Genomic DNA, 22,047 nt, shown 5'->3' with positions numbered 1-22,047 from the left:
CCTATCTACGCACGGCGGCGCGAGCGGACGACACCCGCGTAGGCGAGCGCGAACAACAGCACCGTCCAGACAACGACGCTCAGGATGGGCAGCCACAGCGGGTCGCTCGTCCCGTCGCCCAGTTCGCCTCCCGTGAGCGGCCACCGCACGAGCGCGATGTAGCCGTACATCGGCGTGAACCTGGCGATGTCGAGCATCGCGCCGCTCAGCGGCATGAAGACGTTCCCGAAGAATCCGAACAGGGTTATCGCAATCGAGGCAAGGGCCGCGGCGGAGTCCGGGTTCAGCAGCATGCCGACGCCCATTCCCCACAGTCCGAAGATGACGCCGATGCCCAGGATGATGCCTGCGCAGGCGAACCAGCGCCAGAGTTCGTTGACCTCGGCGCCTGTCGCTGCGCCGGCGATGTAGACGGCGAGCACGGAGAACGCGGAGAACGTGAGCGCCGCCATGAGCTTTGTGAACGCGTAACCTGCGACCGGTAAGGGTGTCATCGCGATCTGGCGCCCCCATCCCTGTCGAACCTCGGAGGCGGCCAGTGAGCACAGTGAGCTCATCGCGGTTGCCGTTCCGAAGCCGGCCATCGAGACCATGACCTGGAACGAGACGTTGCCGTTGCCGATCAGCTCGGAGCCCCAGGGCATGAACGCGCCGAACAGCAGATACATGATGACCGGCAGCGTCAGTGTGAAGACGAGCGTGTAGGGGTTGCGCAGCTGGCGAATCGCTTCGATCCTGAACAGCGTCGGCCCGAACAGCGTGCGTTTGGGTCGCGCAGGGAGCACTGCGGTGGTTTTCGTGGTCATGGTCTACTCCTTCGTGAGGCCCATAAAGGCGGATTCGAGGCTCGGGGCGGCGATCTCAAGGTCGGATGCGCCGAGCGCGAGCAGCCGCGCTGCGAGTTCGTCGGAAGCACCGGTGCGCAACGTTAACCGATCGCCGTCGAGTGTGAGCTCTTCCGCGTCCGACGCGTTGCGCAGCTCCGCGACGAGCTCGTCGGCGTCGCCGCTCTGCGGCAGTGTTGCCGCCACCGTGCGGCCACCGAGCGAAGAACGCAGCTTCGCAGTGGGTTCATCGGCGACCACTTTGCCCTCGTCGAGCACGATCGTACGGCGAGCGAACTGCTCCGCCTCTTCGAGGTAGTGGGTCGCGAACAGGATCGTGCGACCGGAGTCGGCATCCTGGCGCATAACGTCCCAGAACCGGCGCCGCGCCGTGACGTCCATGCCCGCCGTCGGCTCGTCGAGAACGAGCACGTCGGGGTCGGGGATGAGCGCGAGCGCGAACTTGACGCGCTGCTGTTCGCCGCCAGAGCACTTGCCTATGCGACGACCCGCGATGGGCTCGAGCCCGGCCTGTTCCATGACATGAGCGACGCGATGCAGCGCCCCGTGGAGTCCGGCGATAACGCTGACGGTCTCGCGTACCGTGAGATCGGGCAGCAGCCCGCCGGTTTGGAGCACGGCAGCGATCCGTCCTGCGCCTACGGCACGGCGCGGATGCATACCGAGCACGCTCAGTGTGCCCTCATTCGGGTCGCTGAGCCCCAACAGCATGTCGAGCGCAGTGGTCTTGCCTGCCCCGTTCGGGCCGAGCAGCGCAACGATCTCTCCCTTGCGTATGTGTAAGGAGATGCCGTCTACGGCCCGCACGACGTGCTCTCCCCGCCCGAAGCGCCGGGTGAGCCCGCTGATGTCGATTGCCGGATCGTCGATTGCGACCGGCGGTGAGGAGAGCGATGTTTTGGTCATGGTTCCAGCTTTCTCCGGCGAGCCGATTCGCGCACTGGGGCGTTGTCATCTCTGCGACGTGACAACTGTCACGCCGGGGCTCGGTACGATGTGCTGCAGAGCTTGCATCTGCTTGTCTCCCGTTTTTTCTCGCGCGAAGGGGATGCGCACCATGCCAGACGACAGCACCGAACCGGTCGAAGCGGCCGAAGCTGCGGATAGGCCCGAGCGGAAGAAGCGCTGGCCCTGGTTCGCGGGAGGCGGCGTGCTGGCTGCCGCGATCATCGCCGTGCTGATCGCGTGGAGCACCGGGATGTTCACAGCGCCGGAGGAGGCTGAGGAGGCCGCTCCCTCGCCGCGTCCCTCGTTCACGGTGCAAGAGTCGGCGAGCCCTACGCCTTCAGAAGAGGAGACGGAAGAACCGGAGGTCGAGGTCGCCATCGCGATCGACTCGGTCAACCACATGCCCTATACGCCCGTCTGGGATCCTCCGGACAACGGCGAGGGTTGGTGGCAGATCGTCGACCCCGATCACGGGTACCCGGAGAACGGCGGTACCGACTATGTCCTCGCTCATGCCTGCCCGGGAGGCGCCTGCGCGGGAGACGCGATTCGGGCGCTGGAGGCGGGCGACACGTTCACCTACCTCGGTGAACTGTACGTCGTTGAGGACAAACTCGAGATCTTGAAGACCGAGATCGGAGATCAGGACATCTGGACGCACGATGCGAACCGCGTTGTCGTCATAACCTGCATCATCGACCCGAACACGGGCGCTTCAACAGAGAACGACATCATCGTCGCAACACGCACCGAGTGACGAAAGTCGCCCTCACTGCCCACTTTCCTGTGATTTTGCTATGGTTTAGATGCGCAAACGCTGCTTTTCTAGACGCACCCGCTGACGGCACGGGGCAGTAGCGCGCTCGTTTTTGTTGTTTCTGCGGCATCTCGGTTGCCGCACGAAAGGAAATCATGAAGCTCGGAACACGCAGCAAGGCGGCTCTAGCCGGCGCCCTGGCCCTAGGCCTCGGTTTCGCCGCAGCGCCCGCCGTGGCTCAGGAGGAGCGGATCAGCTTCGAACTTGCTGAGACCACCTTCACGGAGGGCGATTGGGGCAACGGTGTCGAATTCACCGTGAGCTTCGATGTTCCCGACACCCTGGACATCCATGCCGTCGAACTCGAGGTCTCGGCGCAGGAGACCGACGGCGGTGGTCTCATCGGCCTCACAGAGGCGGAAGAGCAAGAGGACGGTACCTGGACGGGAACCGTCCTACCGGACACCCTGCCGGTAGCGCCCGACGCGGACGGGTACCCGAGCTACTCCGCGAATGCACTGTTCAGCTGGACCGACGGTGTTGCCTCGGGCCAGCGCGAACCCGCAACCGCTGTCGAACTGACGATCGTGCAGGACGAGGAAGAGGCCACGGAGCACCCGGCACCCGAGCTGTCGGTGTCGGATGACGTCTTCACGACGGACGGCTGGGGAGACGGCATCGAGGCGACGCTCACGCTCGGCGAGGGCGTCACGGAGGATGATGTCTTCGACGTCGTGTTCTTCGTTTACGAAGTCACTGGCGAAGAGTTCGAGATAATCGCCGACGGTTCACTCTGGGGCGATGAGGGCCAGGACGGCAGCTACACGATCACGCTCGAGCCGGAGGGTGCTCCCGCGATCGCCGAGGACGAGGGCGACGCCCACTACGTCGTCTCTGCTCTCTACGGTGTCGCAGAAGATGGCGAGTGGACCTTCGAGGACATCGTTTCGAACGACGTCGACCTGTTCGTGATCGACCCTGAGCTCGACATCACCGGTCCGAACGACGCTTCCGCGGCAGAACTCGCAGAGGGCGTCGACGTCGCACTGTTCGGCTTCCAGCCGGAAGAATCGATCGAGGTCACCTACTCGATCGACGCCGAGGTCATTCACGAGGACGCCGCCGTCGCCGGCATCAATGGCCGCACTGCGGGTGTCGCATCGATTGAGGGCGCTGTCGCCGGCGACGTCTACACGATCACCGCTTCCGGTGCCTCCGGTTCCGTCTCGCTGGAGATCACCGTCAGCGGCGTAGACGCTCCGCCTCCGACACCGCCTGAGCGGGTTGACACGGGGCTCTAGCCACTGGCATCCCCGTTCGGGTTGGAACACACCGGTAGCCCCGCGCCACTTCGGCCCCGGGGCTACCGGTTTCTTTCAGGAAGATTCCAGCGAACTGAGACCGATTCTCTTGCTAAACTGCGCTTGTGCAGCGACGTCGAGTGCGCGCACGAAAGGTACTCATGAAAATCACAAAACGCAGCAAGGCGGTTCTCGCCGGTGCCATGGCGCTCGGCCTCGGCTTCGTCGCAGCACCCGCAATGGCTCAGGAAGAGGCCTCAGCCCCTTCGTTCGAGATCGAAAACGACACCTTCACGGCGGGCAGTTGGGGCGAGGGCATCGCCTTCAGCGTGACCTTACCGGAGGACCTGGAGGTCGAGGTCGACCGCGTCGTCGTGTCCGTCGGATCGATGGGCCAGAACGGTGGCGGTCTCGTCGGTGACGCCGATGCCGAACTCCAGCCCGACGACACGTACGCCAGTGTCGTGCTCCCGGAGGGAGCGGGCCCGGTTGCACCGGATGCTGACGGCTACCCCGAGTACTCGGCGAGCGCCGGCTACGTCTACACGGAAGACGGCGAAGACGTGTGGGTTTGGGCCGACAACGTGTCCCTCACGATCCTCGAAGGCGCCACGGTCGACGGCCCCAGCGAAGTGACTGCAGCAGAACTGGCCGCTGGCATCGACCTCGAGCTCACCGGCTTCGCATCCAACGCCGAAGTGACGGGCGAGATCTTCCACTTCAACCCCGAGACAGGCGAATACGAGTCCATCGGTGACGTCGAAACCCTCACGCTCGATGAGAACGGCGCGGGTATCGTCGAGATCACGATCAGCTACGATGACGGCTCACTCGTGCCCGTCGACTCGCAGTTCCGCGTCGACCTCGCTGGCGCCGACAGCACCGTCAGCCACTGGCTGACTGTGGTCGAGGGCGACGATGACGACGACTCGAGCGACGACCCCGACCAGCCCACGCCGCCGGACAGCGTGGACACAGGACGCTAAGCGAACCTGTCACGACGCGTAAGCGGTAGAAGGATCCCCCGGCCACGAGGTCGGGGGTTCCTCTTCAATTGCGAACGGCTTCGAAGATCATCAGTCGCGAGTCCGGTTCGAACGACTCCCGGCCCCACCCTCCGTGCACCGCTCGAACCGAGAATCCTGCCCCGATGAGGGCGCGCTCGATCTCGTGCTTCGAACGGAACGCGAGCACCTCTTGCTGCACGAGATGCTCGCCGCTCGCCACGAATTCGTTGTGAAAGGTAAGCACGACCCGACCGTCCTTGGGCTGCCCGACCTCCGTCCACTCGCGCAATCGGCCGTGCATCGTTTCACGCGTGGACTCCGGCTCAGCCGCCCAAGCTTCCCACGCGCGAACCTCGGGGTTTCTGCTCTCGAACGCCAGCACGCCACCGGGCTGCATGACCCGTGCGACATCGCCCAGCGTACGCTCCCAGTCGCCGTCGGGAATGTGCTGCGCGACGTTGCCCGTCATGACCGCATACCGATACTCGCGATGCGGAACGACCGAGGAGTCACCGTCGATCCACTCCACCTCTTCGCCACCCGAGCGCGCCCGGGCTTTCGCGAGCATCGCGGGCGAGGGGTCGACTCCCGTCACCGATCGCCCCTGCCGCACGAATGTGACCGTCAGGATGCCCGTTCCGCAACCGATGTCGAGAATGGATGCGGCATCCAGCTCGTCCGCAAGCGAACGATAGTAGTCGTGGTCGGGCCCGTCTGGGTTGTCGCCGTCGTACAGGTCGACAATTCTCGGGTCGTAGTCGTGCACGACACCATCTTTGCAGGGATGCCTCTGCGTGGTCTTCAGGTGCCGTGAATGCGGAAACGTTCCTCGGCAGGCTCTCCCGCGAGCGCCTGTTCGTCCTGCGCTCTCGCCCTGGCCTCCGCTTCTGCTGCAAGCTTGGCGAAATCGATCGGCGGCCGTGCCTTACTGAGGAAGAGGCGGCCGAAGCCCATGCACACGAAGCCATTGATCACGGCGCCGAGCAGGATGAAGATGAATGTGCTCGCCCAAAGCCCTGCGTTGCCACCGGCACCGAAGAGCAGCCCGATGATGAGCCAGGCGAAGAGCGTTATGGGTGAGAAGATCGCGAAGGTGAAGAAGGAGATGCTGCCGCCGGTTATCGTCGTCAGCCAGAACGACTTCGCGCGACCCTGCAGCCCCTTCGCCCGCTGCCATCCGGCACCCGTATAGTACGCAGTGACGAAGAGCGCTCCTACGACGATGAGTACCAGCACGAACGACAGGAGCAGGTGTTCCGGCTTCGCCAACCACACCATGAAGTCTGTCAGCGTCGTCGGCACATCGTCGATGAAGATGCCCTCCGCGTCCTGCCAGGAGGTGGCTGCCAAGAGCAGGAACAGGCTGCCATAGAGAAAGATCTGCACCGCGATTGCGAAAATCGTGTGCTGGAAGAAGGACCCCCAGAGCGCCGCGGCTCGCTGGCCGGGCTTCCACGGCTCTTGCGGCGGAACGTAATGGGGCGTGAATCCCGGCTGTGCATACTGATACTGCCCGTACTGCGGTTGCCAGAACTGCGGTTGCCAGAACGGTGGTTGCGCATAGCGGGGCTGTGCGTAGTGCACGGCATGCGCGAGCTGGCCCCCGGGAGCGAAATCGGCGTACGTGCCGGGGATCGAGTATCCCTGCACAGCGTAGTGCGGCTCGGCATGATTCGGCACCGAGTGATTCGGCGCCGCGTAGCCAGGCACCGCGTGGCCGGACATCACGGGAGCCGGGGCTGCCATGGGATTGACCGTCATAGGGTTGGTTGCCGACAGCGGCTGTGCCGCGGTGCGCGGTACGGGATTGCTCACCGCATCGGCTTTCCCGTCACCCTTCGCCACGTCGTAGAGTTCCGCGTACGTGTGACCGCGGCTCTGCCGCTCTTCGGCACGCTGCTCGAGATAGCTTTTCGGAATCAGCAGATCGTCGGGCTGTGACCCTGCCGCCCGTTCGACCTTCTTCGTCTCGACGTCGGCGGGTACCGGGGTATTCTCGCCGCGCTTGGCAGGAACGAGGTCAGGCATGTGCACCCTCCTGCGGTCGACGAAATGGACACTCCCAGGATAGGAAAGGCTGCTGAGTGTTGCTTGGAGGAATCTAGTGCTGTGTTTGAGTGTCGGCTGAGCGCAGGATTCGGCCGACCCACCACCAGACGCCCGCGCCGATGACTACGGACACCGCGATGGACGCAAGCGCGAATCCCGCGATTCCCCACGGTGCGCTGCTGAGGGTTCCTTCGACCGTTTGCGTCGCCCCTTCGAACATCAGCCCGCCGAGTGCTCCGATTGAAGCGCTCACGACCGCGACCAGCACGGTCGCCATCGGTGCGCTGAAGGTCGTGACCAGTAGCGGGCGTTCGATGTCGTAGGCGCGAAGCATGAAGTAGCTGAGCGCAAAGGCTGCGGCCAACAGGACGACACCGACGATAACGAGCGAGATCGAGACCGCAGACATGGAACCGGGGTCGATGTTGCCGAGTGCCGTGTTGACCTCCGCGGCCTCCTCCTCGCCCGCCACCATATTCATGATCACGACGATGACGGTCTTGAAAACGGTCGTGACGTACCAGATGCCCAGCGGCACGGCCATGAGCGTAACTCCGAGACCGATGATCGGCATGGCGAGCGCGCCGGCTGCGAACGAGCCGCGACGCTGTCGCTGCTTCCACTGCTCCTCGGGTGTGAGCTCGCGCTCGTCCACCTCAGGAGACTCTTGTGGGTCGGGAGAATTGCCGCGCTCGGTGCTCATAACCTCAAGTATGCATCTCCTCGGGTGAGGGCGCGAGCACTCCCGTCCGCATGAAGTCGTCCAGCTGGCGCGCGTACGGTCCGATCTCGAGCCCTTCGCTCCTCAGCCAAGCGTCCGCGTAGTACTTGTCGAGGTACCGTTCGCCACCGTCGCAGATCAGACCGACGATACTGCCGGTGCGGCCCTGCTCGCGCATTTCCGAGACGATTTGCAGCGCTGCCCAGAGCCCCGTGCCCGTCGATGCTCCGACTCTCCTGCTGAGCAACCGCTCCAGCAAGCGAATCGACGCCATCGCCGCCGCATCCGGTACCCGCATCATGCGGTCGATGCAGGAGGGGACGAAACTCGGTTCGACCCGCGGGCGACCGATGCCCTCGATGCGGGAGCCGATTCCGGTCGTCGCCGACGGATCTCGCTGGTGCCAGGACGTGAAGAAGGCAGAGTTCTCCGGGTCGGCGACGCACACGCCGGTGGCCCTGCCCGAGTACCTGATGTACCTTGCCAGCGTTGCCGAAGTGCCCCCCGTTCCGGCCGTGGCGACGACCCAGGCCGGCTCCGGGAAGCGCTCGAGCCGCAACTGATCGAAGATCGACTCGGCGATGTTGTTGTTGCCACGCCAGTCGGTTGCGCGCTCCGCGTAGGTGAACTGATCCATGTAGTGGCCGCCGGTCGTTCGCGCGAGCTCGGCGGCCGCCGAGTAGACGTCACCCTGATTGTCCACGAAGTGACAGGTGCCGCCGTAGGAGGTGATGAGGTCAACCTTCTGCTGGCTCGTCGTCTTCGCCATGACGGCGATGAACGGGACGCCGATGAGTCTCGCGAAGTACGCCTCCGAGATCGCGGTGGACCCGCTCGAGGCTTCTATCACCGGCAGACCGGGCCGGATCCACCCGTTGCACAGACCGAAGAGGAACAGCGATCGCGCGAGCCTGTGCTTGAGCGAGCCCGTCGGATGCGTCGACTCGTCCTTGAGATAGAGGTCGATTCCCCACTCGGCCGGGAGCGGCACCGCGAGGAGGTGGGTGTCGGAGGACCTGTTCTCGTCCGACTGCAGGCGTCGAATCGAATCCGCGAGCCAGTCTCGGTAATCTGCGTCGTACCGATCGATGTCGTGGGGCTCTTCATACAGCGACTGCACAGGTCATCCGTCCTTCTGTTCGACACTGCTTCCAGACCCACATTCCCATAAGAAGAAACAATGTGACAAGGTCATGGAATAAAGCGAACGAATGCGGAGTAGGCGGACGACCGCGCCAGAGCCCTTCCCCAACAATGCGAGGGCAAAAAGTCGTTCTGTATCGAGAGAGAACCCTGCATTAGGGGCTGGCTCGTCACATAGACCGAGATTTTGACCCCTGGAACAAGGTGGGGTTTAGCGTGGTTTGCGCCAGACGACGACCGCGTTGGATTTCGTGGGCCGCGAACCGAAGCGGATGCTCGTCACACCACGCTCGCCGGCAGCGAAAACACGCCGGCTCTCGGACTCGAACTGCTCGAGCTGCTCCTCGAGTTCACGAACGCGCCGCTGCAGGCGAGCGTTCTCGTTTTGGAGACTCAGCACTCGCCGGATGCCCTCGAGCGATACGCCTTCCGCCGACAGCGCCTGCACCTCGCGCAATTGAGCGACATCACGCAGGGAATAGCGCCTCGTGTTGCCGGCGGTTCTCCGGGGTTCAACGAGACCGATCCTGTCGTACTGCCGCAGCGTCTGCGGGTGCATACCCGCAAGTTCCGCTGCAGCAGCGATCGACAGGATCGGTGTGTTCTCGTCTATATCGTCGAGGTTGCCGCGTCTCATAGCTTCGCTTTCGCCAAGAGGTCTTCGCGCGGCGACTCTTCGCCGAGCGAATCGGCAAAGGCCTTGAGTTGTTTCTTCTGCTCCCGGCCCAGGTTCGTCGGCACGGCAACCTGCACGGCCGCCAGGAGATCGCCCGTTCCTTTCTTCGACTGCACACCTTTGCCCTTCACGCGCATGACGCGCCCGGACGGCGTACCTGCCGGAACCTTCAGTTTCACGGGCTCACCACCGAGCGTGGGGACTTCTATCGTCGCCCCCAGCGCCGCTTCGGAGAAGCTGACGGGGACATCCACGCGCAGATGCAAGCCGTCGAGTTTGAAGACGGGATGTGATCGAACGGAAACCGTCACCACGAGGTCTCCTGCCGGGCCTCCTGCCGGCGACGGCTCGCCCCGCCCGGAGATCTTGATCTTCTGACCGTCGTGCACGCCCGCGGGAATGCGGACGTTCATCGATCGACCGCCGACCGTGAGCTTGAGCGTGTCACCCTGCACCGCGCTGCGGAAGTCGAGGGATGCGTTCGCCGCGATGTCCCGGCCCTTGGGAGGGGCGCCGAAGCCGCCCCCGCGTGGCGCGAACCCGCCCTGTCCGCCGAAGAGTCCACCCAGTAGATCATCGAAGTCGCCCTGCGAGTACTGCACCCGCGGGCCTCCCCCGAAGCCCCCGAACACGTCCTCGAAGCCGGCACCGCCGGTTCCGGGGGCGAAACGCGGACGACCTCCGGCCATCGCCCGAATCGCATCGTACTCTTGCCGTTGCTTGGGGTCGGAGAGAACAGCGTTCGCTTCGCTGATCTCCTTGAACTTCGTCTCGGCCGCCGTATCGCCGGGGTTCTGATCCGGGTGGTACTGGCGAGCGAGCTTGCGATACGCGTTCTTCAGATCCTTCTCGCCGACGTCTTTCGGCACGCCGAGGACTTTGTAGAAGTCCTTGTCAATCCAGTCGTTGCTAGCCACACTCGCCCCCCTTCTATTCTGCAGGTACCTGTACGGCTACCTTCGCGGCGCGCAGGAGTCTGTCGCCGACGCGGTACCCGATCTGCACGACGTCGGCGACGGTCTCCTCGGTCGCCTCCGCGTTCGACAGCTGTGCGATCGCCTCGTGCTTGGCGATGTCGAACCGTTCGCCGACCTCACCGACGCGGTGCACGTCAAGAGCTTCGAACGCGCCCTCGATCTTCTGGGCGACCAGCGCGAGCGGGCCGTCTTCGAGGTCGCCGTGCTTGCGTGCCAGGTCGAGGTCATCGAGCGCGGGCAGTAGCCTTTCGACGACTCCGGCAACGGTTGCGTCACGGTCTCCCGCACGCTCGCGCTCGATGCGGTTGCGATAGTTCACGTGCTCTGCCTGCAGACGCGCGAGGGCATCCTTGTGCTGGGCGGCTTCCGCCTGTGCGGCTTCGACCTCCTCGGTCATGGATGCACGCGTCTCGGCGAGCAGCGCTTCGTCCGCGTCGCTGAGCGTCTCCTCGCCTTCGGGCGCGTCTTCGGAGGCGGGAGCCTCGGCCGAAGCCGAGGCTCCCGGGTCTCGAAGCTCGCCCGTTTCAGGGTCGATACGCCGCTTGTCGCGGAACACCGGCTCTTCTTCGGGGTTGCTGTCGTTCGCCATCGCTAGTTCTTCTCTTCGTCCTCGTCATCGACGACTTCAGCGTCGACGACATCGTCCTCCGTGTCGGTTCCCGCGTCACCCTCGGGCGCTTCCTGGCCATCGGCCTGCGCCTGCTGGTAGATGGCTTCGCCGAGCTTCGTCTGCGATTCCTGCAGCTTGTCGACTGCCGTCTTGACAGCGGCATCATCGTCACCGGCGAGTGCACTCTTCAGCGCATCCACGTCGGCCTGCACCTCGGTCTTGACGTCCTCAGGCAGCTGTTCGCCGTTATCCGTGAGAATCTTCTCGACCGAGTAGACGAGCGCTTCGCCCGTGTTGCGCTGCTCGGCAGCTTCGCGACGCTCCTGGTCGGCAGCGGCGTTCTCTTCCGCATCCTTCACCATGCGATCGATGTCCTCCTTCGAGAGACTCGACCCGCCCGTGATGGTCATCGACTGTTCCTGGTTCGTGGCCTTGTCTTTTGCCGAGACATGCACGATACCGTTGGCGTCGATATCGAAGGTGACTTCGACCTGGGGGATGCCGCGTGGAGCGGGTGCGATGCCAGTGAGTTCGAAGTTGCCCAGCGGCTTGTTGTCGCGCGTGAAGTCGCGCTCGCCCTGGAAGACCTGGATGCCGACGGAGGGCTGGTTGTCCTCCGCCGTCGTGAAGGTCTCGCTCCGCTTGGTCGGGATGGCCGTGTTGCGCTCGATGAGCTTCGTCATCATGCCGCCCTTGGTCTCGATTCCGAGCGAGAGCGGCGTAACGTCGATGAGCAGAACGTCCTTGCGGTCGCCTGCGAGCACGCTGGCCTGGATGGCCGCACCGACTGAGACGACCTCGTCCGGGTTGACCGTCTTGTTCGGCTCCTTGCCGCCGGTCAGCTTCTCGACGAGCTCGGTCACGGCCGGCATACGGGTCGAACCACCGACGAGCACGACGTGTGCGATGTCGCTGACGGAGACCCCCGCCTCCTTGATGACGTCCTCGAAGGGCTTCTTCGTGCGGTCCAGCAGGTCGCTGGTCATCTGCTCGAACTGCGCCCTCGTGAGCGTCTCGTCGAGGTTCGCGGGGCCCTCGGCCGTCACCGAGAGGTACGGGAGCTGGATGCTCGTCGAGGAGCGGCTCGAGAGCTCCTTCTTCGCCTGCTCAGCAGCCTCCTTGAGGCGCTGCTTCGCGATCTTGTCGCCCGAGACGTCGACACCCGTCGACTCCTTGAACTTCTTGATGAGCCATTCGACGACGCGCTCGTCCCAGTCGTCACCGCCGAGGCGGTTGTCGCCTGCGGTTGCGCGAACCTGGATGGTCGAGAATCCGTCGTCCTTGCCCACTTCGAGCAGCGAGACGTCGAAGGTTCCGCCACCGAGGTCGAAGACGAGAATCAGCTCGTCTTCCTTGCCCTTCTCGAGGCCGTAGGCGAGCGCTGCCGCCGTCGGCTCGTTGATGATGCGCGTGACCTTGAGGCCCGCGATCTCGCCGGCCTCCTTCGTGGCCTGACGCTCGGCGTCGTTGAAGTACGCGGGAACGGTGATGACCGCGTCGGTCACCTTCTCACCGAGATATGCCTCGGCATCGTTCTTCAGCTTCGTCAGGATGCGCGCCGAAATCTCCTGCGGCGTGTACGGCTTGCCGTCGAGGTCGGTCTTCCAGTCGGTGCCCATGTGGCGCTTGACGGAAGCGATGGTGCGGTCGACGTTCGTGACCGCCTGGCGCTTCGCCGGCTCGCCGACGAGTGTTTCGCCGTCCTTTGCGAAGGCGACGATCGACGGGGTCGTGCGCGTGCCTTCCGAGTTAGCAATGACGGTCGGGTTCCCGTTATCGAGGAACGCTACGACCGAGTTGGTCGTGCCGAGGTCAATACCTACTGCTCGTCCCATGCTTGGTGTTCTCCTTACTGTCTTGGTCTTTCCGGATCACCGGACGCTTTCCGGTGATTCCGGCGGAGAAACCCACCGGCACTCCCCCAAGTGCCCGTGGGCTCGTCCCCCGGAATCGAACGGATCAGCAATGATCTACGCGACGCTCAATGAAACCTTGAGTCGCCATGACTCAATTCTACGCCCCCGCGGGTCGTTGTCAAGTATCTGAGTCGAGCTATATCAAGTTTTCTCGAACCGCAGCGCGCTGCCGCCTTCTAGACTGAGACCGTGACATGGCCGGTGAAGAAGACGCGTATCGCCTACGAGAACCCGTGGATACGCGTTCGCGAGCAGGAGGTGGTCAGACCCGACGGCTCCGACGGCCTGTACGGGGTCGTGGAAACCAAAGGCGCATCCTTCGTCGTCGCCGTCGACGACCAGCAGAACGTGCTGCTCGTCCGGCTCGACCGGCACACGACGGGCGAGTCACTCGAGATTCCGGCGGGCGGGCTCGACGATCACGAGCCTCTCGAAGCTGCGCAGCGGGAGCTGCTGGAGGAAACGGGCTATACGGCGCAAACGTGGCGTCCGCTGGCCTCACTCGACGCTATGAACGGTGTTGCGAGAGCGAAACACCACATGTTCCTGGCCACGGGCCTGCTGCAGAACGACGATGTCGGTGAGCACCAGGAAGAGGAGGGCATCCTCAGCGTCGAACGCGTACCGTTCGACGACGCATTGCGAATGTGCACCACCGGCGAGATCGGCGACGTCGACACGGTCGCGGCATTGGGGCTGGCGCGCGAGGCGCTGGCAGAACAGGATGCGCGCTCGGCGGACCCTCACAGAGTTCGCCCGGACTCGATATCCCGCGCAAAGCCGGTCCGTTGGTACCAACAAGACTGGTGGCATCAGTGGATCTCCATTCTCTTTGCCGCGGGCATCGCCGTCTTGCTCGCCCGTGTGCTCGAACCCATCGGCCTCGACCACGGGGAAAATTGGATATTCGCGTTCTTCGACGGGCTGCTCCCCGCATTGCTGGTGTACGCATTCTGGGGGCCGTTCTATCTCGTAGTCACGGTACTGGCGTTCCGGCGGCTACGAGGACGGCAGTTCAAAGAACGCCTGCTGGGCACACGACCCGGGCGAACGGTCATGAACTCGCCCGTGACGTGGGCATCGACAGTCGTCATGATCGCTCTGCTCGGCGTCGGCTCCCTCGTCATCGCCGGCGCATTCGGTCAAGATCCCTCGATCACATTCGCCGCTGCCGCCTGTCTCTTTGGCGCCTGGCTGTTGCTGCTGACCACCTTCGCACTCGAATACGCCAGAATGTGGGCGTCGGGCGACGGCATTGCTTTTCCCGACGACGGAGATGACCGGCGACGGTTTCGGGACTTCATCTACGTGTCGGCACAGATCAACACGACCTTCGGGCCCGGCGACATCCGGTTCACCTCATCCCGGGCACGCGGGACTGTCACCGCGCAGTCGATCGTCGCGTTCCTGTTCAACACCGTCGTCATCGCGCTGCTGATCGCGCTCGTCGTCTAGAGGCAGCGAACAGAATTCGCAGCTTCTTCACCATTTCGTGACATCGGCGGAATAGGCTGCTGATGTGAGCACCCCCGAACAGCAGGCGGCGCCGTCGGTCCCCGCGGCCGCATCCGCCACCGAGCATCTCTACGAACGCGCGCTGTCGCCCGGCCGGATCGGACGCTGAAGGCATGAACGCGACCCCGATACCCCCGCAGACACACGACGGCGAGCCCCGCATCCCGAAGCGCAAAATATACGCCTGGGCCCTATGGGACTGGGCGACGCAACCGTTCAACACGGTGCTGCTCACCTTCGTCTGGGTACCGAGCTTCCTCACCTCGTACTTCTTCCTCGACCCTGATCTCGCTGCCAGCGGCATTCAGCCCGACGGCGGCCGGCTGAACTGCGATGGCGGTGAGAACGCCCTGACCGAGTACTGCGGTGGGCTCGGGCGCCTCGCAACCGAGCTGGGGTGGGGCATCACCATCGCGGGTCTGCTCATCGCGCTGCTCGCGCCCGTCCTCGGTCAGCGGGCGGATGCCGCGGGCCGCAAGAAGACGATGCTTACGGTATTCACCGGGCTGCTCGTCCTCGCCCAGCTCGGGATGTTCTTCGTCGACGGCGTCCCCGCGCTCTTCTGGCTCGGCGTCACCCTCATCGCAGCCGGCAGCGTCTTCGGTGAGATCGCCGCCGTCAACTACTACGCGCTCATCGTCACGGTCTCGACCAAGCGGACTGTCGGCCGCGTCAGTGGTCTTGGCTGGGGCTTCGGGTACATCGGTGGCATCTTCGCGTTGGCGCTGGTCGTCGCCGCAATTTTCACCGGTGTTCTCGACGGCGAGGACCCGATGACGTTCCAGATCGTTGCACTCGGCGCCGCGATCTGGACCGTCGCATTCTCGATTCCCGTTCTCGTGGCGATTCCCGAACCGCCCGCGACGCCGGACAGTCGCAAAGTCAACTTCTTCGCCGGCTACGTCGAACTCGTGAGAACCATTGTGCGTCTCTGGCGGGAGTCGCGCCACACGGTCTGGTTCCTCGCCGCGAGCGCCGTGTACCGAGACGGGCTCAGCGCCGTGTTCACCTTCGGCGCCGTCATCGCAGGGCAGGTGTTCGGTTTCGGCTTCACCGACCTCGTGATCTTCGGCATCGTGCTCAATCTGGTCGCGGGTGTTTCAACGATCTTCGCGGGCAGGCTCGACGACCGCTTCGGCCCCAAACCGGTGATACTCGTCTCGGTTGGCGGCCTCGTGGCCTGCTGCCTGACGGTGTTCTTCGGCGCAGGAGGAGGCACGCCGGTGATCTGGGCGGTCGGAATCGTGCTGGCGGCGCTCGTCGGCCCGGCTCAGGCGGCTTCGAGGTCGTTCCTGGTGCGAGTCACACCGGAGGGGCGAGAGGGGGAGCTCTTCGGGCTCTACGCGACAACGGGGCGGGCCGCCGGTTGGATGGCCTCCGCACTCTGGGCGGTCTTCATCGCGGCCTTCGCGGACCAGACGCTCTACGGCATCCTCGGCATCGCCCTCGTGCTCGCGGTCGGCTTCGTACTGCTGCTGTTCGTTCGGGCGCCCGAGCGGGAACGCCCGAGCATTTCGTGAGGCTCCTTCCCGAGTGAACGTTTCGACGAGATCCCGCAAGGGGAGAACTCCCCGTGCGGAACCGAAACGCCCTCCCTACCCTTGGGGTGCATGGACACCACCTCGGAAGAACCATCCGGCATCAGCAGACGAGCACTCTTAACGGGCGCCCTCGGCGCAGCAGGAGCACTCGTACTCGTAGGAAGTTCCACGTTCACAGCGGCTCCCGCGGCGCGGGCTGCGGCACGGCCGAACATCATCCCCTGCGCAACGTGGGGAGCATCCCCCGCCCGCGGCACGATTTCGATGTCATCGACGCCGCGGAACATCGTCGTGCACCACATGGCCAGCTCGAACGGCACCGGCACGGATCTGGACGCCGCCTACTCGATCGCTCGGCAGGTGCAGGGCTGGCACTTCGACAACGGTTGGATCGACACCGGGCAGCACTTCAGCGTTTCCCGCGGGGGCTATGTCCTGGAGGGCAGGCACCGCACGATCGAGGGTCTCGACACGGGCGGCGTGTTTCCGATCGGCAGCCACGTAGCCAACAACAACTCGACGAGCCTGGGTATTGAAACCGAAGGTGACTTCACCAGCATTCAGCCGACCTCGGCGCAGTGGGAATCGCTTGTCGCACTCATCGCATTCCTCTGCACCAGGTACGGGTTGTCGGTCAACGCCATCAAGGGGCACCGAGACTTCAACTCGACGGAGTGCCCCGGCAACGCGTTCTACCCGCGACTGCAGGAGTTGCGGAACGCGGTCGCTGCCCGCATTGACGGCGGCGGCGAGGAGCCCCCTCCGACAACCGGACAGCCTTGGCCGACCCTGAACCAGGGGGCGAGCGGATTCAGGGTCACGGCACTGCAGCGGCTGCTGCGGCACAACGGTCGTTCGCTCGGGGTCGACGGTTCGTTCGGGCCAGAGACACTCGCGCAGGTGCGCGCCTTCCAGCAGTCGAGCGGTCTTGTCGTCGACGGCTCGGTCGGCCCCATCACCTGGGGTGCGCTCGCACCGACGCTGAACGAGGGCGCATCGTCCCTCGCGGTTGCCGCACTGCAGGGGCTCTTGAACAATCGAGGTCACAGCCTCGCAGTCGACGAGTCCTTCGGGCCCGCGACGCTTTCCGCTGTGCGCTCGTTCCAGCAGTCGAACGCTCTTGTCGTCGACGGCTCCGTCGGGCCCATTACCTGGTCTCACCTCCTGCGCGCGTAGTTTCCCGCCGCTCACCCGAACTCTGCCGGTTGCCGCTGGTAGCGTTGGGACTCGGGCTGCGCGGGATGCGGCCTCCAACTGAACGGAGGGGTCGTGGTTCCTGCCATCGAGCAGATCGAGACGGTGCCCGAGTTCATTGCGGCTCTGCAGCAACTGCGAACGCGGGCAGGCGGCCCTTCCTATGCCGAGATCGCGGGAAGCATCGGCGCGATCCGGACGGCGCGGGGGCTTCCCTCGGAGCACGCGGCACCCGGAAAGTCCACCGTCTACGAGGCGTTCAAACCCAACCGAAAACGGCTGGATGCAGCGCTTGTCGAGGACATCGTGGCAGCGTTGGACGTCGAGTCGGCTCACCCGCGACAGTGGCGCGATGCAGCGCTCCGGCTGACGGCGTCCGGGCCGCTGCACCTGCCGGAAATCGTGGAGTTGGGCCGTGGCCCCTCCTCAGAACGCTTCGTCGGCAGGTCGGCTGCGCTGCGCGCGGTCGCCGATCATCTACGGGAGTCGGCGACGGCGAGCATCGTCGGGTTGCCCGGCATCGGGAAATCCGCGCTTGCGGAACGCGTCGCGTTCAGTCTGCGGGAGCGGTTCGAGGAGACGCTCTGGGTATCGATGCGCGGTCACTCCGCTGCAACATCCCCCGTTGACCCGGGCGCACTTGCACGCGCGCTGCTCGATCGCTGGAAGCACACGTTCGAAGCGTCCAGGGTTACGGAAGAACTGCAGAGAAGGCTAGCGTCAAAGCGCGTACTGCTCGTGCTCGACGATGCCGTGAGCGCTGCGCAGGTCAAGCCGTTCCTCCCTGCCGGCACAGGAGGGGCGCACGTGCTCGTGACGAGCCGTCGGCCACTCGAGGTTCCGAACGAGCTCCCACTGGATCCGCTCGGCGACAGCGACTCCCTTGCGCTGCTCGACATCGACGGGAGCGAGCCGGGTGCTGCTTCCCTCGTGGGCAGCTGCGGGGGCATTCCGCTTGCGCTCGAGGTCGCCATGAAACGCATCCGCGATCGACCGAACTGGACGATGGAGGATCACGCGGCCGCATTCCAACGGCAGGGCGACGCCTTCGATCCGCTCTACCAGCGGATCCGAGGCTCCTATGCTGCACTGCCGCCAGAACTGCGCACCGCCCTGACGAAACTCGCGCTGCTGCCCGGCACGCAAGGAGACCCCGATCAGGCGCGATGGCTGCTCGGCGACGGGAGCGAACCCACCCGTCGGATACTCGAACGGCTGGGGCAGACGGGCCTCGTTCGCGTTTCGGGCGAAGTCTGGTCGATGCATGACTTCGTGCGAAGCTTTGCAACGGCGAACGCGCACGAAAGCACTCCGCCGTCCGAACTCCAGGAGTCCTTCGGCCGTTACGTGGAAGGCATCACAACGACGACCGCATCGGTGCTGTTGTCGCTCGAAGTACTCGGCACGCACAGGGTGCCGTGGTTGAGCGAGCTCGAGATCCGCGACTTCGATCGCGCGGATGCGCGGCACTGGCTCGACACGCACATCGCAGCCGTCTTCTCAACAGCGGCCAAGGCAATCGACAATAGCGATCTCACCGGCGCATCCCGGCTCTCGACCCTGATGTACTATCTCGGGCTCGTCGGCAACGACGGCGAGGCGGCGCTCGAGCTCCAGCGCAGAACGCGAGCCGTGGCAGAGCAGCACGGGGATCGCTGGGAGCAGATGCGTGCACTCACCCGCGAGGCGGCGCTGCTGGTCTTCCGGCTCGGTCGCAGCGAGGAAGCCGCTCTGCCGCTGAAATGGGCGGAGGACCTCTGCATGTCGCTCATCGACGACCCGGCGGTCATCCCGTCCCTGATGTCGGTCAAGAATTCGCAAGCGACTTCTGCGGCGTTGGCGAACGATCTCGCCGGTGCCGAGAAGGCATTCCGGGAGCTGTTGCCGCACGTCCGCAGCGGCCCCGACGACCGGCTCGAGTTTCCTGTGATCGTCAACCTCGTCGAGGTGCTCAATCGCGCCGGCAAAGTCGAAGAAAGCACCGAGCTCGGCCTCGATGCCATCGAGCGGGCCGACGCATTGGGTTACGACCGCGAGGTACTCGCCCTCAGCCTGAACCTCACGGATGCGCTGACAGAGAGTGGCGACCTCGCAACAGCGTTCGAGATCAGCGAGCGCGGCGTCGAAATCGCGAAGAAACTGCAGCACCAGGTGCAGCTGGGGTTCCTGACGACCTCGCGCAGCGTGCTCGCGATGAAGCAGGGCCGAATCGATGACGCCGAGCGAGATCTCGAAGCTGCGAAGGAACTGGCGGGTCAGACGCGGCACAGAGAGCTCACTGCGTTCGCGGCGCAGGCCGAGGCCCGTATCGTGTTCGCCTCCGGGGATCTGCAGGCGGCCGAGGAAGCCGCCGTACGAGCCGTTGAAGCGGGCAGGGCATCCGCCGACTCAGCACGGCTGAGCTCCTCCGAGCATCTGCTGGCCGAAGTACGCGAGCGAATGAAACTATCGTGATTCTGCTCGTGATCTCAGGGGTCGTGTTCCTCTACGCGCTGTACGTCATCTTCACGCAGCCGGAGGATCGACTTGCCGGCTCGGCGATGGCTTTCGTCGCCGCCGCGCTGTTCGTCTACTACTTCAGGCGCCGCAAGGCGCAGCGCGAAGAGCGGGATGGCGACGGGCGCTAGTCTCGAACGTTGCGTGCACCACGACGCGACGGCAGCCGCGTGATGAACACGCCCCCTAGGCAGAGCGCGCCGCCCAGGAGCATGATGGGCGTTGGTACTTCGGCAAGGAAGAACCAGGACATCAGCAGCACGAGCGCCGGCACGACGTAGGTCGTTGCGACGGTCTTTCCCGCGGTCGTTCGCGACAGCACGTACGCCCACGTCGTGAATGCGATGGCGGTCGGGAAGACGCCGAGGTAGACGACGCCGAGCGTCGCTGACAATGGCGCGTGCACGATGTCGGCGAACATCTCGCCCGACCAGGGCAAGAGCATCACGGTGCCGGCCGCGGCTCCCGTGAACGTGAGCGAAGTGGCGTTCGTATTTCGCAACAACCGCTTCTGCAGCAGCGCTGCTCCCGCATAGAGCACGGCGGCACCGAAAGCGAGCAGGACGCCGCGCAACGCGAAATCGCCCGTCCAGGATCCACTCGCGATCAACGTCACGCCGATGAACGCCAACGGTGCCCCGAAGACGAGCGGGCGCGGAAACCCCTCTCGTAGTATGAGCCCCGCGAGCAGGACGACGAAGAGCGGTGCGATGTTCACGATCATGGCCGTCGTGCCCGCATCGAGATCGACTTCGGCCCCGTTGAGTGCAAGGTTGTACAGGCCGAACCAGGCGATTCCCCACACGGCAATCAACGGCAGGTCGCGCCACCGTGGCAATCGGACGCGCATGACGACCGCGATCAAGCCCAGAACGATACTGCCGACCATCATGCGAAGCAGTGCCATTGAGCCTGGGCCGAAGTGCTCTCCCACGCTTCTGATGACCACGAACGCGGACGCCCAGAGAACGACGGTCACGATCGCCGCGATGATCACCATGCGGGATTCGCGGCCGCTGCCCGGAGTCGCGATCGTTGGTCGGGGTGCTTGCTGTGTGCTCATACTTCGATACTGCTCTCGATTCACCGTACAGACAAGCAAACGTTCCTGAATCACTGTTCTGCTTTGCTTAATGGTTGCTAGAGTGACTTCATGGAGATACAGCAACTGCGCGCATGGCGTTCTGTCGTTGCCACCGGTTCGGTGCGGGGCGCGGCCGAAGCGCTCGGCTACTCACCGTCTGCGATCAGTCAGCAGGTATCAGCACTGCAACGCGCGACCGGCATCCCCCTGTTCGCTCGTTCGGGGCGGGGCCTCGACCCGACCGAGCAGGGAGCTGAGCTCGCGGAGCAGATCGACCGCGTTCTCGGCGAACTCGGTGCGCTCGAAGACTTCGCGCGTGATCTGCGAACCGGCCAACGGTCCGGTCTCACGATCGCCTACTTCTCATCACTCGGCCCCACGTGGATGCCGGAGATACTCTCGAGCCTCGCCGATGAGTTTCCAGAAGCTCGCCTCGAGCTCGTGCTCGCCGATGAGTTCGACACTGCTCGCTCCCCCAAACCTGACCTGCAGCTGACCGTGCTGCCCCGGGACCCTGCGGTGCCTTCCGGCTACGAAGCTCGGCTGCTGACCGAAGATGCCTTCGTCGCCGCGCTTCCCACTGCGCATCCGCTTGCCGACCTCGATGAGATCCCGCTTGGCGAGTTAGACGGCTTCGACTGGATTTCGAACGACATCACCGACGGTTTTTGTCACAGGATCGTCATGAACGCGTGTGCCGCGGCCGGCTTCCAACCCGACTTCCGCATCGAAGCAACAGATCTTTCGAGTGCGTTGGCGCTTGTCGCCAAAGGCATCGGCATTTCGCTGGTGCCCGCTCTCGTGGCACCCGCTATTCCCGCAGGCGTCGTACTGAAGCCCGTTACCGGCCCGACGCCCACGCGCTTCATCTACGCGCTCATCCCGAAAGGATCGACCGAGCGACCACTCGTTCGCGCGGCGCTCGAACGGGCGAGTGCCATCGCCTCGTGCGAGGCTCTGTAACTCCGCGCGGGATGGCGAGGCAGCTGTTCAGTGCGGACTTCGAGTCGGTACGAGGGAAGACTTCCGGCATAAACTGCGCACCGAACGACGCTTCTGCTCGGCGCGACGGCTGATCGGTGGGACGACTACGTCCGCCCAGGGTGCGAAAAACTTCGAAACATGACCGTCATGTTTCGAAGTTTTTCGCACCCTCTCGGTCTTCAAGAGCTCAAGCATCGTAGACCCCTCCCTAGTACGACAACGGCCCTGTGGGCCGTTGTCCGGATTCGTCCGGAAACAGTCCGAGCGCTGGATCTCCCACGCG

At 64.5% G+C, this 22,047-nt stretch carries 20 protein-coding genes; 9 read left to right on the top strand and 11 right to left on the bottom strand.

Going from position 1 to position 22,047, the window contains the following annotated elements; all coding sequences use genetic code 11:
* Positions 1-5 precede the first annotated feature (5 nt).
* Complete coding sequence (locus Q0O95_RS04965) at positions 6-806, bottom strand: ABC transporter permease (protein WP_293695982.1); 801 nt, start codon at positions 804-806, stop codon at positions 6-8.
* Between the two features lie 3 nt (positions 807-809).
* The gene (locus Q0O95_RS04960) at positions 810-1,751 is read right to left on the bottom strand and encodes an ABC transporter ATP-binding protein (RefSeq protein WP_293695979.1); all 942 of its coding nucleotides are present in this window, start codon (positions 1,749-1,751) and stop codon (positions 810-812) included.
* Between the two features lie 151 nt (positions 1,752-1,902).
* Here Q0O95_RS04960 and Q0O95_RS04955 point away from each other — a divergent pair, with 151 nt between their 5' ends.
* The 3 genes from Q0O95_RS04955 (at position 1,903) to Q0O95_RS04945 (ending at position 4,837) form a co-directional block, all read left to right on the top strand.
* Complete coding sequence (locus Q0O95_RS04955; RefSeq protein ID WP_293695976.1) at positions 1,903-2,550, top strand: hypothetical protein; 648 nt, start codon at positions 1,903-1,905, stop codon at positions 2,548-2,550.
* Between the two features lie 155 nt (positions 2,551-2,705).
* Positions 2,706-3,851, top strand: a complete 1,146-nt coding sequence (locus Q0O95_RS04950) for a hypothetical protein (protein WP_293695973.1) — start codon at positions 2,706-2,708, stop codon at positions 3,849-3,851.
* A gap of 161 nt (positions 3,852-4,012) precedes the next feature.
* Positions 4,013-4,837 carry a hypothetical protein gene (locus Q0O95_RS04945; RefSeq protein ID WP_293695971.1) on the top strand — a complete coding sequence of 275 codons (825 nt, stop codon included), beginning with the start codon at positions 4,013-4,015 and terminating at the stop codon, positions 4,835-4,837.
* 64 nt (positions 4,838-4,901) lie between these two features.
* On the opposite strand, the gene Q0O95_RS04940 is transcribed toward Q0O95_RS04945, so the two are convergent.
* From Q0O95_RS04940 to dnaK, 8 genes are all read right to left on the bottom strand, one after another.
* The gene (locus Q0O95_RS04940; protein WP_293695969.1) at positions 4,902-5,624 is read right to left on the bottom strand and encodes a class I SAM-dependent methyltransferase; all 723 of its coding nucleotides are present in this window, start codon (positions 5,622-5,624) and stop codon (positions 4,902-4,904) included.
* 35 nt (positions 5,625-5,659) lie between these two features.
* Positions 5,660-6,886 (bottom strand): hypothetical protein, encoded by a 1,227-nt coding sequence (locus Q0O95_RS04935; protein WP_293695967.1) that lies wholly within the window; start codon positions 6,884-6,886, stop codon positions 5,660-5,662.
* Between the two features lie 73 nt (positions 6,887-6,959).
* Positions 6,960-7,610: a hypothetical protein gene (locus Q0O95_RS04930; RefSeq protein ID WP_293695965.1), complete on the bottom strand. Its 651-nt coding sequence runs from the start codon at positions 7,608-7,610 to the stop codon at positions 6,960-6,962.
* 4 nt (positions 7,611-7,614) lie between these two features.
* A complete protein-coding gene (locus tag Q0O95_RS04925; RefSeq protein ID WP_293696040.1) occupies positions 7,615-8,739 on the bottom strand; it encodes a PLP-dependent cysteine synthase family protein in 1,125 nt (374 codons plus the stop codon).
* A 243-nt stretch (positions 8,740-8,982) separates the two neighbouring features.
* A complete protein-coding gene (locus Q0O95_RS04920; RefSeq protein ID WP_293695963.1) occupies positions 8,983-9,408 on the bottom strand; it encodes a MerR family transcriptional regulator in 426 nt (141 codons plus the stop codon).
* A complete protein-coding gene (locus Q0O95_RS04915) occupies positions 9,405-10,364 on the bottom strand; it encodes a DnaJ C-terminal domain-containing protein (RefSeq protein WP_293695961.1) in 960 nt (319 codons plus the stop codon). The genes Q0O95_RS04920 and Q0O95_RS04915 overlap by 4 nt, the downstream gene beginning before the upstream one ends.
* A 13-nt stretch (positions 10,365-10,377) precedes the next feature.
* Entirely contained in the window at positions 10,378-11,013 is a 636-nt protein-coding gene (grpE, locus tag Q0O95_RS04910) for a nucleotide exchange factor GrpE (RefSeq protein WP_293695958.1), read from the bottom strand.
* A gap of 2 nt (positions 11,014-11,015) precedes the next feature.
* Positions 11,016-12,869: a molecular chaperone DnaK gene (gene dnaK / locus Q0O95_RS04905; RefSeq protein ID WP_293695955.1), complete on the bottom strand. Its 1,854-nt coding sequence runs from the start codon at positions 12,867-12,869 to the stop codon at positions 11,016-11,018.
* Between the two features lie 270 nt (positions 12,870-13,139).
* Between dnaK and Q0O95_RS14075 the strand changes: the two genes are divergently transcribed.
* The 5 genes from Q0O95_RS14075 to Q0O95_RS04875 all read left to right on the top strand — a co-directional run bounded on the left by Q0O95_RS14075 (position 13,140) and on the right by Q0O95_RS04875 (position 19,827).
* Positions 13,140-14,405, top strand: coding sequence for a DUF1345 domain-containing protein (locus Q0O95_RS14075; protein ID WP_366516444.1), 1,266 nt, complete (start codon positions 13,140-13,142; stop codon positions 14,403-14,405).
* Between the two features lie 173 nt (positions 14,406-14,578).
* Complete coding sequence (locus Q0O95_RS04890; protein ID WP_293695952.1) at positions 14,579-15,985, top strand: MFS transporter; 1,407 nt, start codon at positions 14,579-14,581, stop codon at positions 15,983-15,985.
* A gap of 90 nt (positions 15,986-16,075) precedes the next feature.
* Positions 16,076-17,182, top strand: a complete 1,107-nt coding sequence (locus Q0O95_RS04885) for an N-acetylmuramoyl-L-alanine amidase (RefSeq protein WP_293695949.1) — start codon at positions 16,076-16,078, stop codon at positions 17,180-17,182.
* A gap of 93 nt (positions 17,183-17,275) precedes the next feature.
* Positions 17,276-19,654, top strand: a complete 2,379-nt coding sequence (locus tag Q0O95_RS04880) for an NB-ARC domain-containing protein (RefSeq protein ID WP_293695946.1) — start codon at positions 17,276-17,278, stop codon at positions 19,652-19,654.
* Positions 19,651-19,827, top strand: coding sequence for a hypothetical protein (locus Q0O95_RS04875; RefSeq protein ID WP_293695943.1), 177 nt, complete (start codon positions 19,651-19,653; stop codon positions 19,825-19,827). Before Q0O95_RS04880 ends, Q0O95_RS04875 begins: the two co-directional genes overlap by 4 nt.
* Here Q0O95_RS04875 and Q0O95_RS04870 read toward each other — a convergent pair.
* Positions 19,824-20,759, bottom strand: a complete 936-nt coding sequence (locus tag Q0O95_RS04870) for a DMT family transporter (protein ID WP_293695941.1) — start codon at positions 20,757-20,759, stop codon at positions 19,824-19,826. The two genes, Q0O95_RS04875 and Q0O95_RS04870, sit on opposite strands and share 4 nt — an antisense overlap.
* A gap of 90 nt (positions 20,760-20,849) precedes the next feature.
* Between Q0O95_RS04870 and Q0O95_RS04865 the strand changes: the two genes are divergently transcribed.
* Complete coding sequence (locus Q0O95_RS04865) at positions 20,850-21,743, top strand: LysR family transcriptional regulator (RefSeq protein WP_293695938.1); 894 nt, start codon at positions 20,850-20,852, stop codon at positions 21,741-21,743.
* Positions 21,744-22,047: the final 304 nt, after the last annotated feature.

The organism is uncultured Agrococcus sp. (genome assembly GCF_945915485.1).
Classification (GTDB): Bacteria; Actinomycetota; Actinomycetes; order Actinomycetales; family Microbacteriaceae; genus Agrococcus.
The sequence above is the reverse complement of the archived record's forward strand: the minus strand, read 5'-3'. Positions and strand labels throughout refer to the sequence as shown.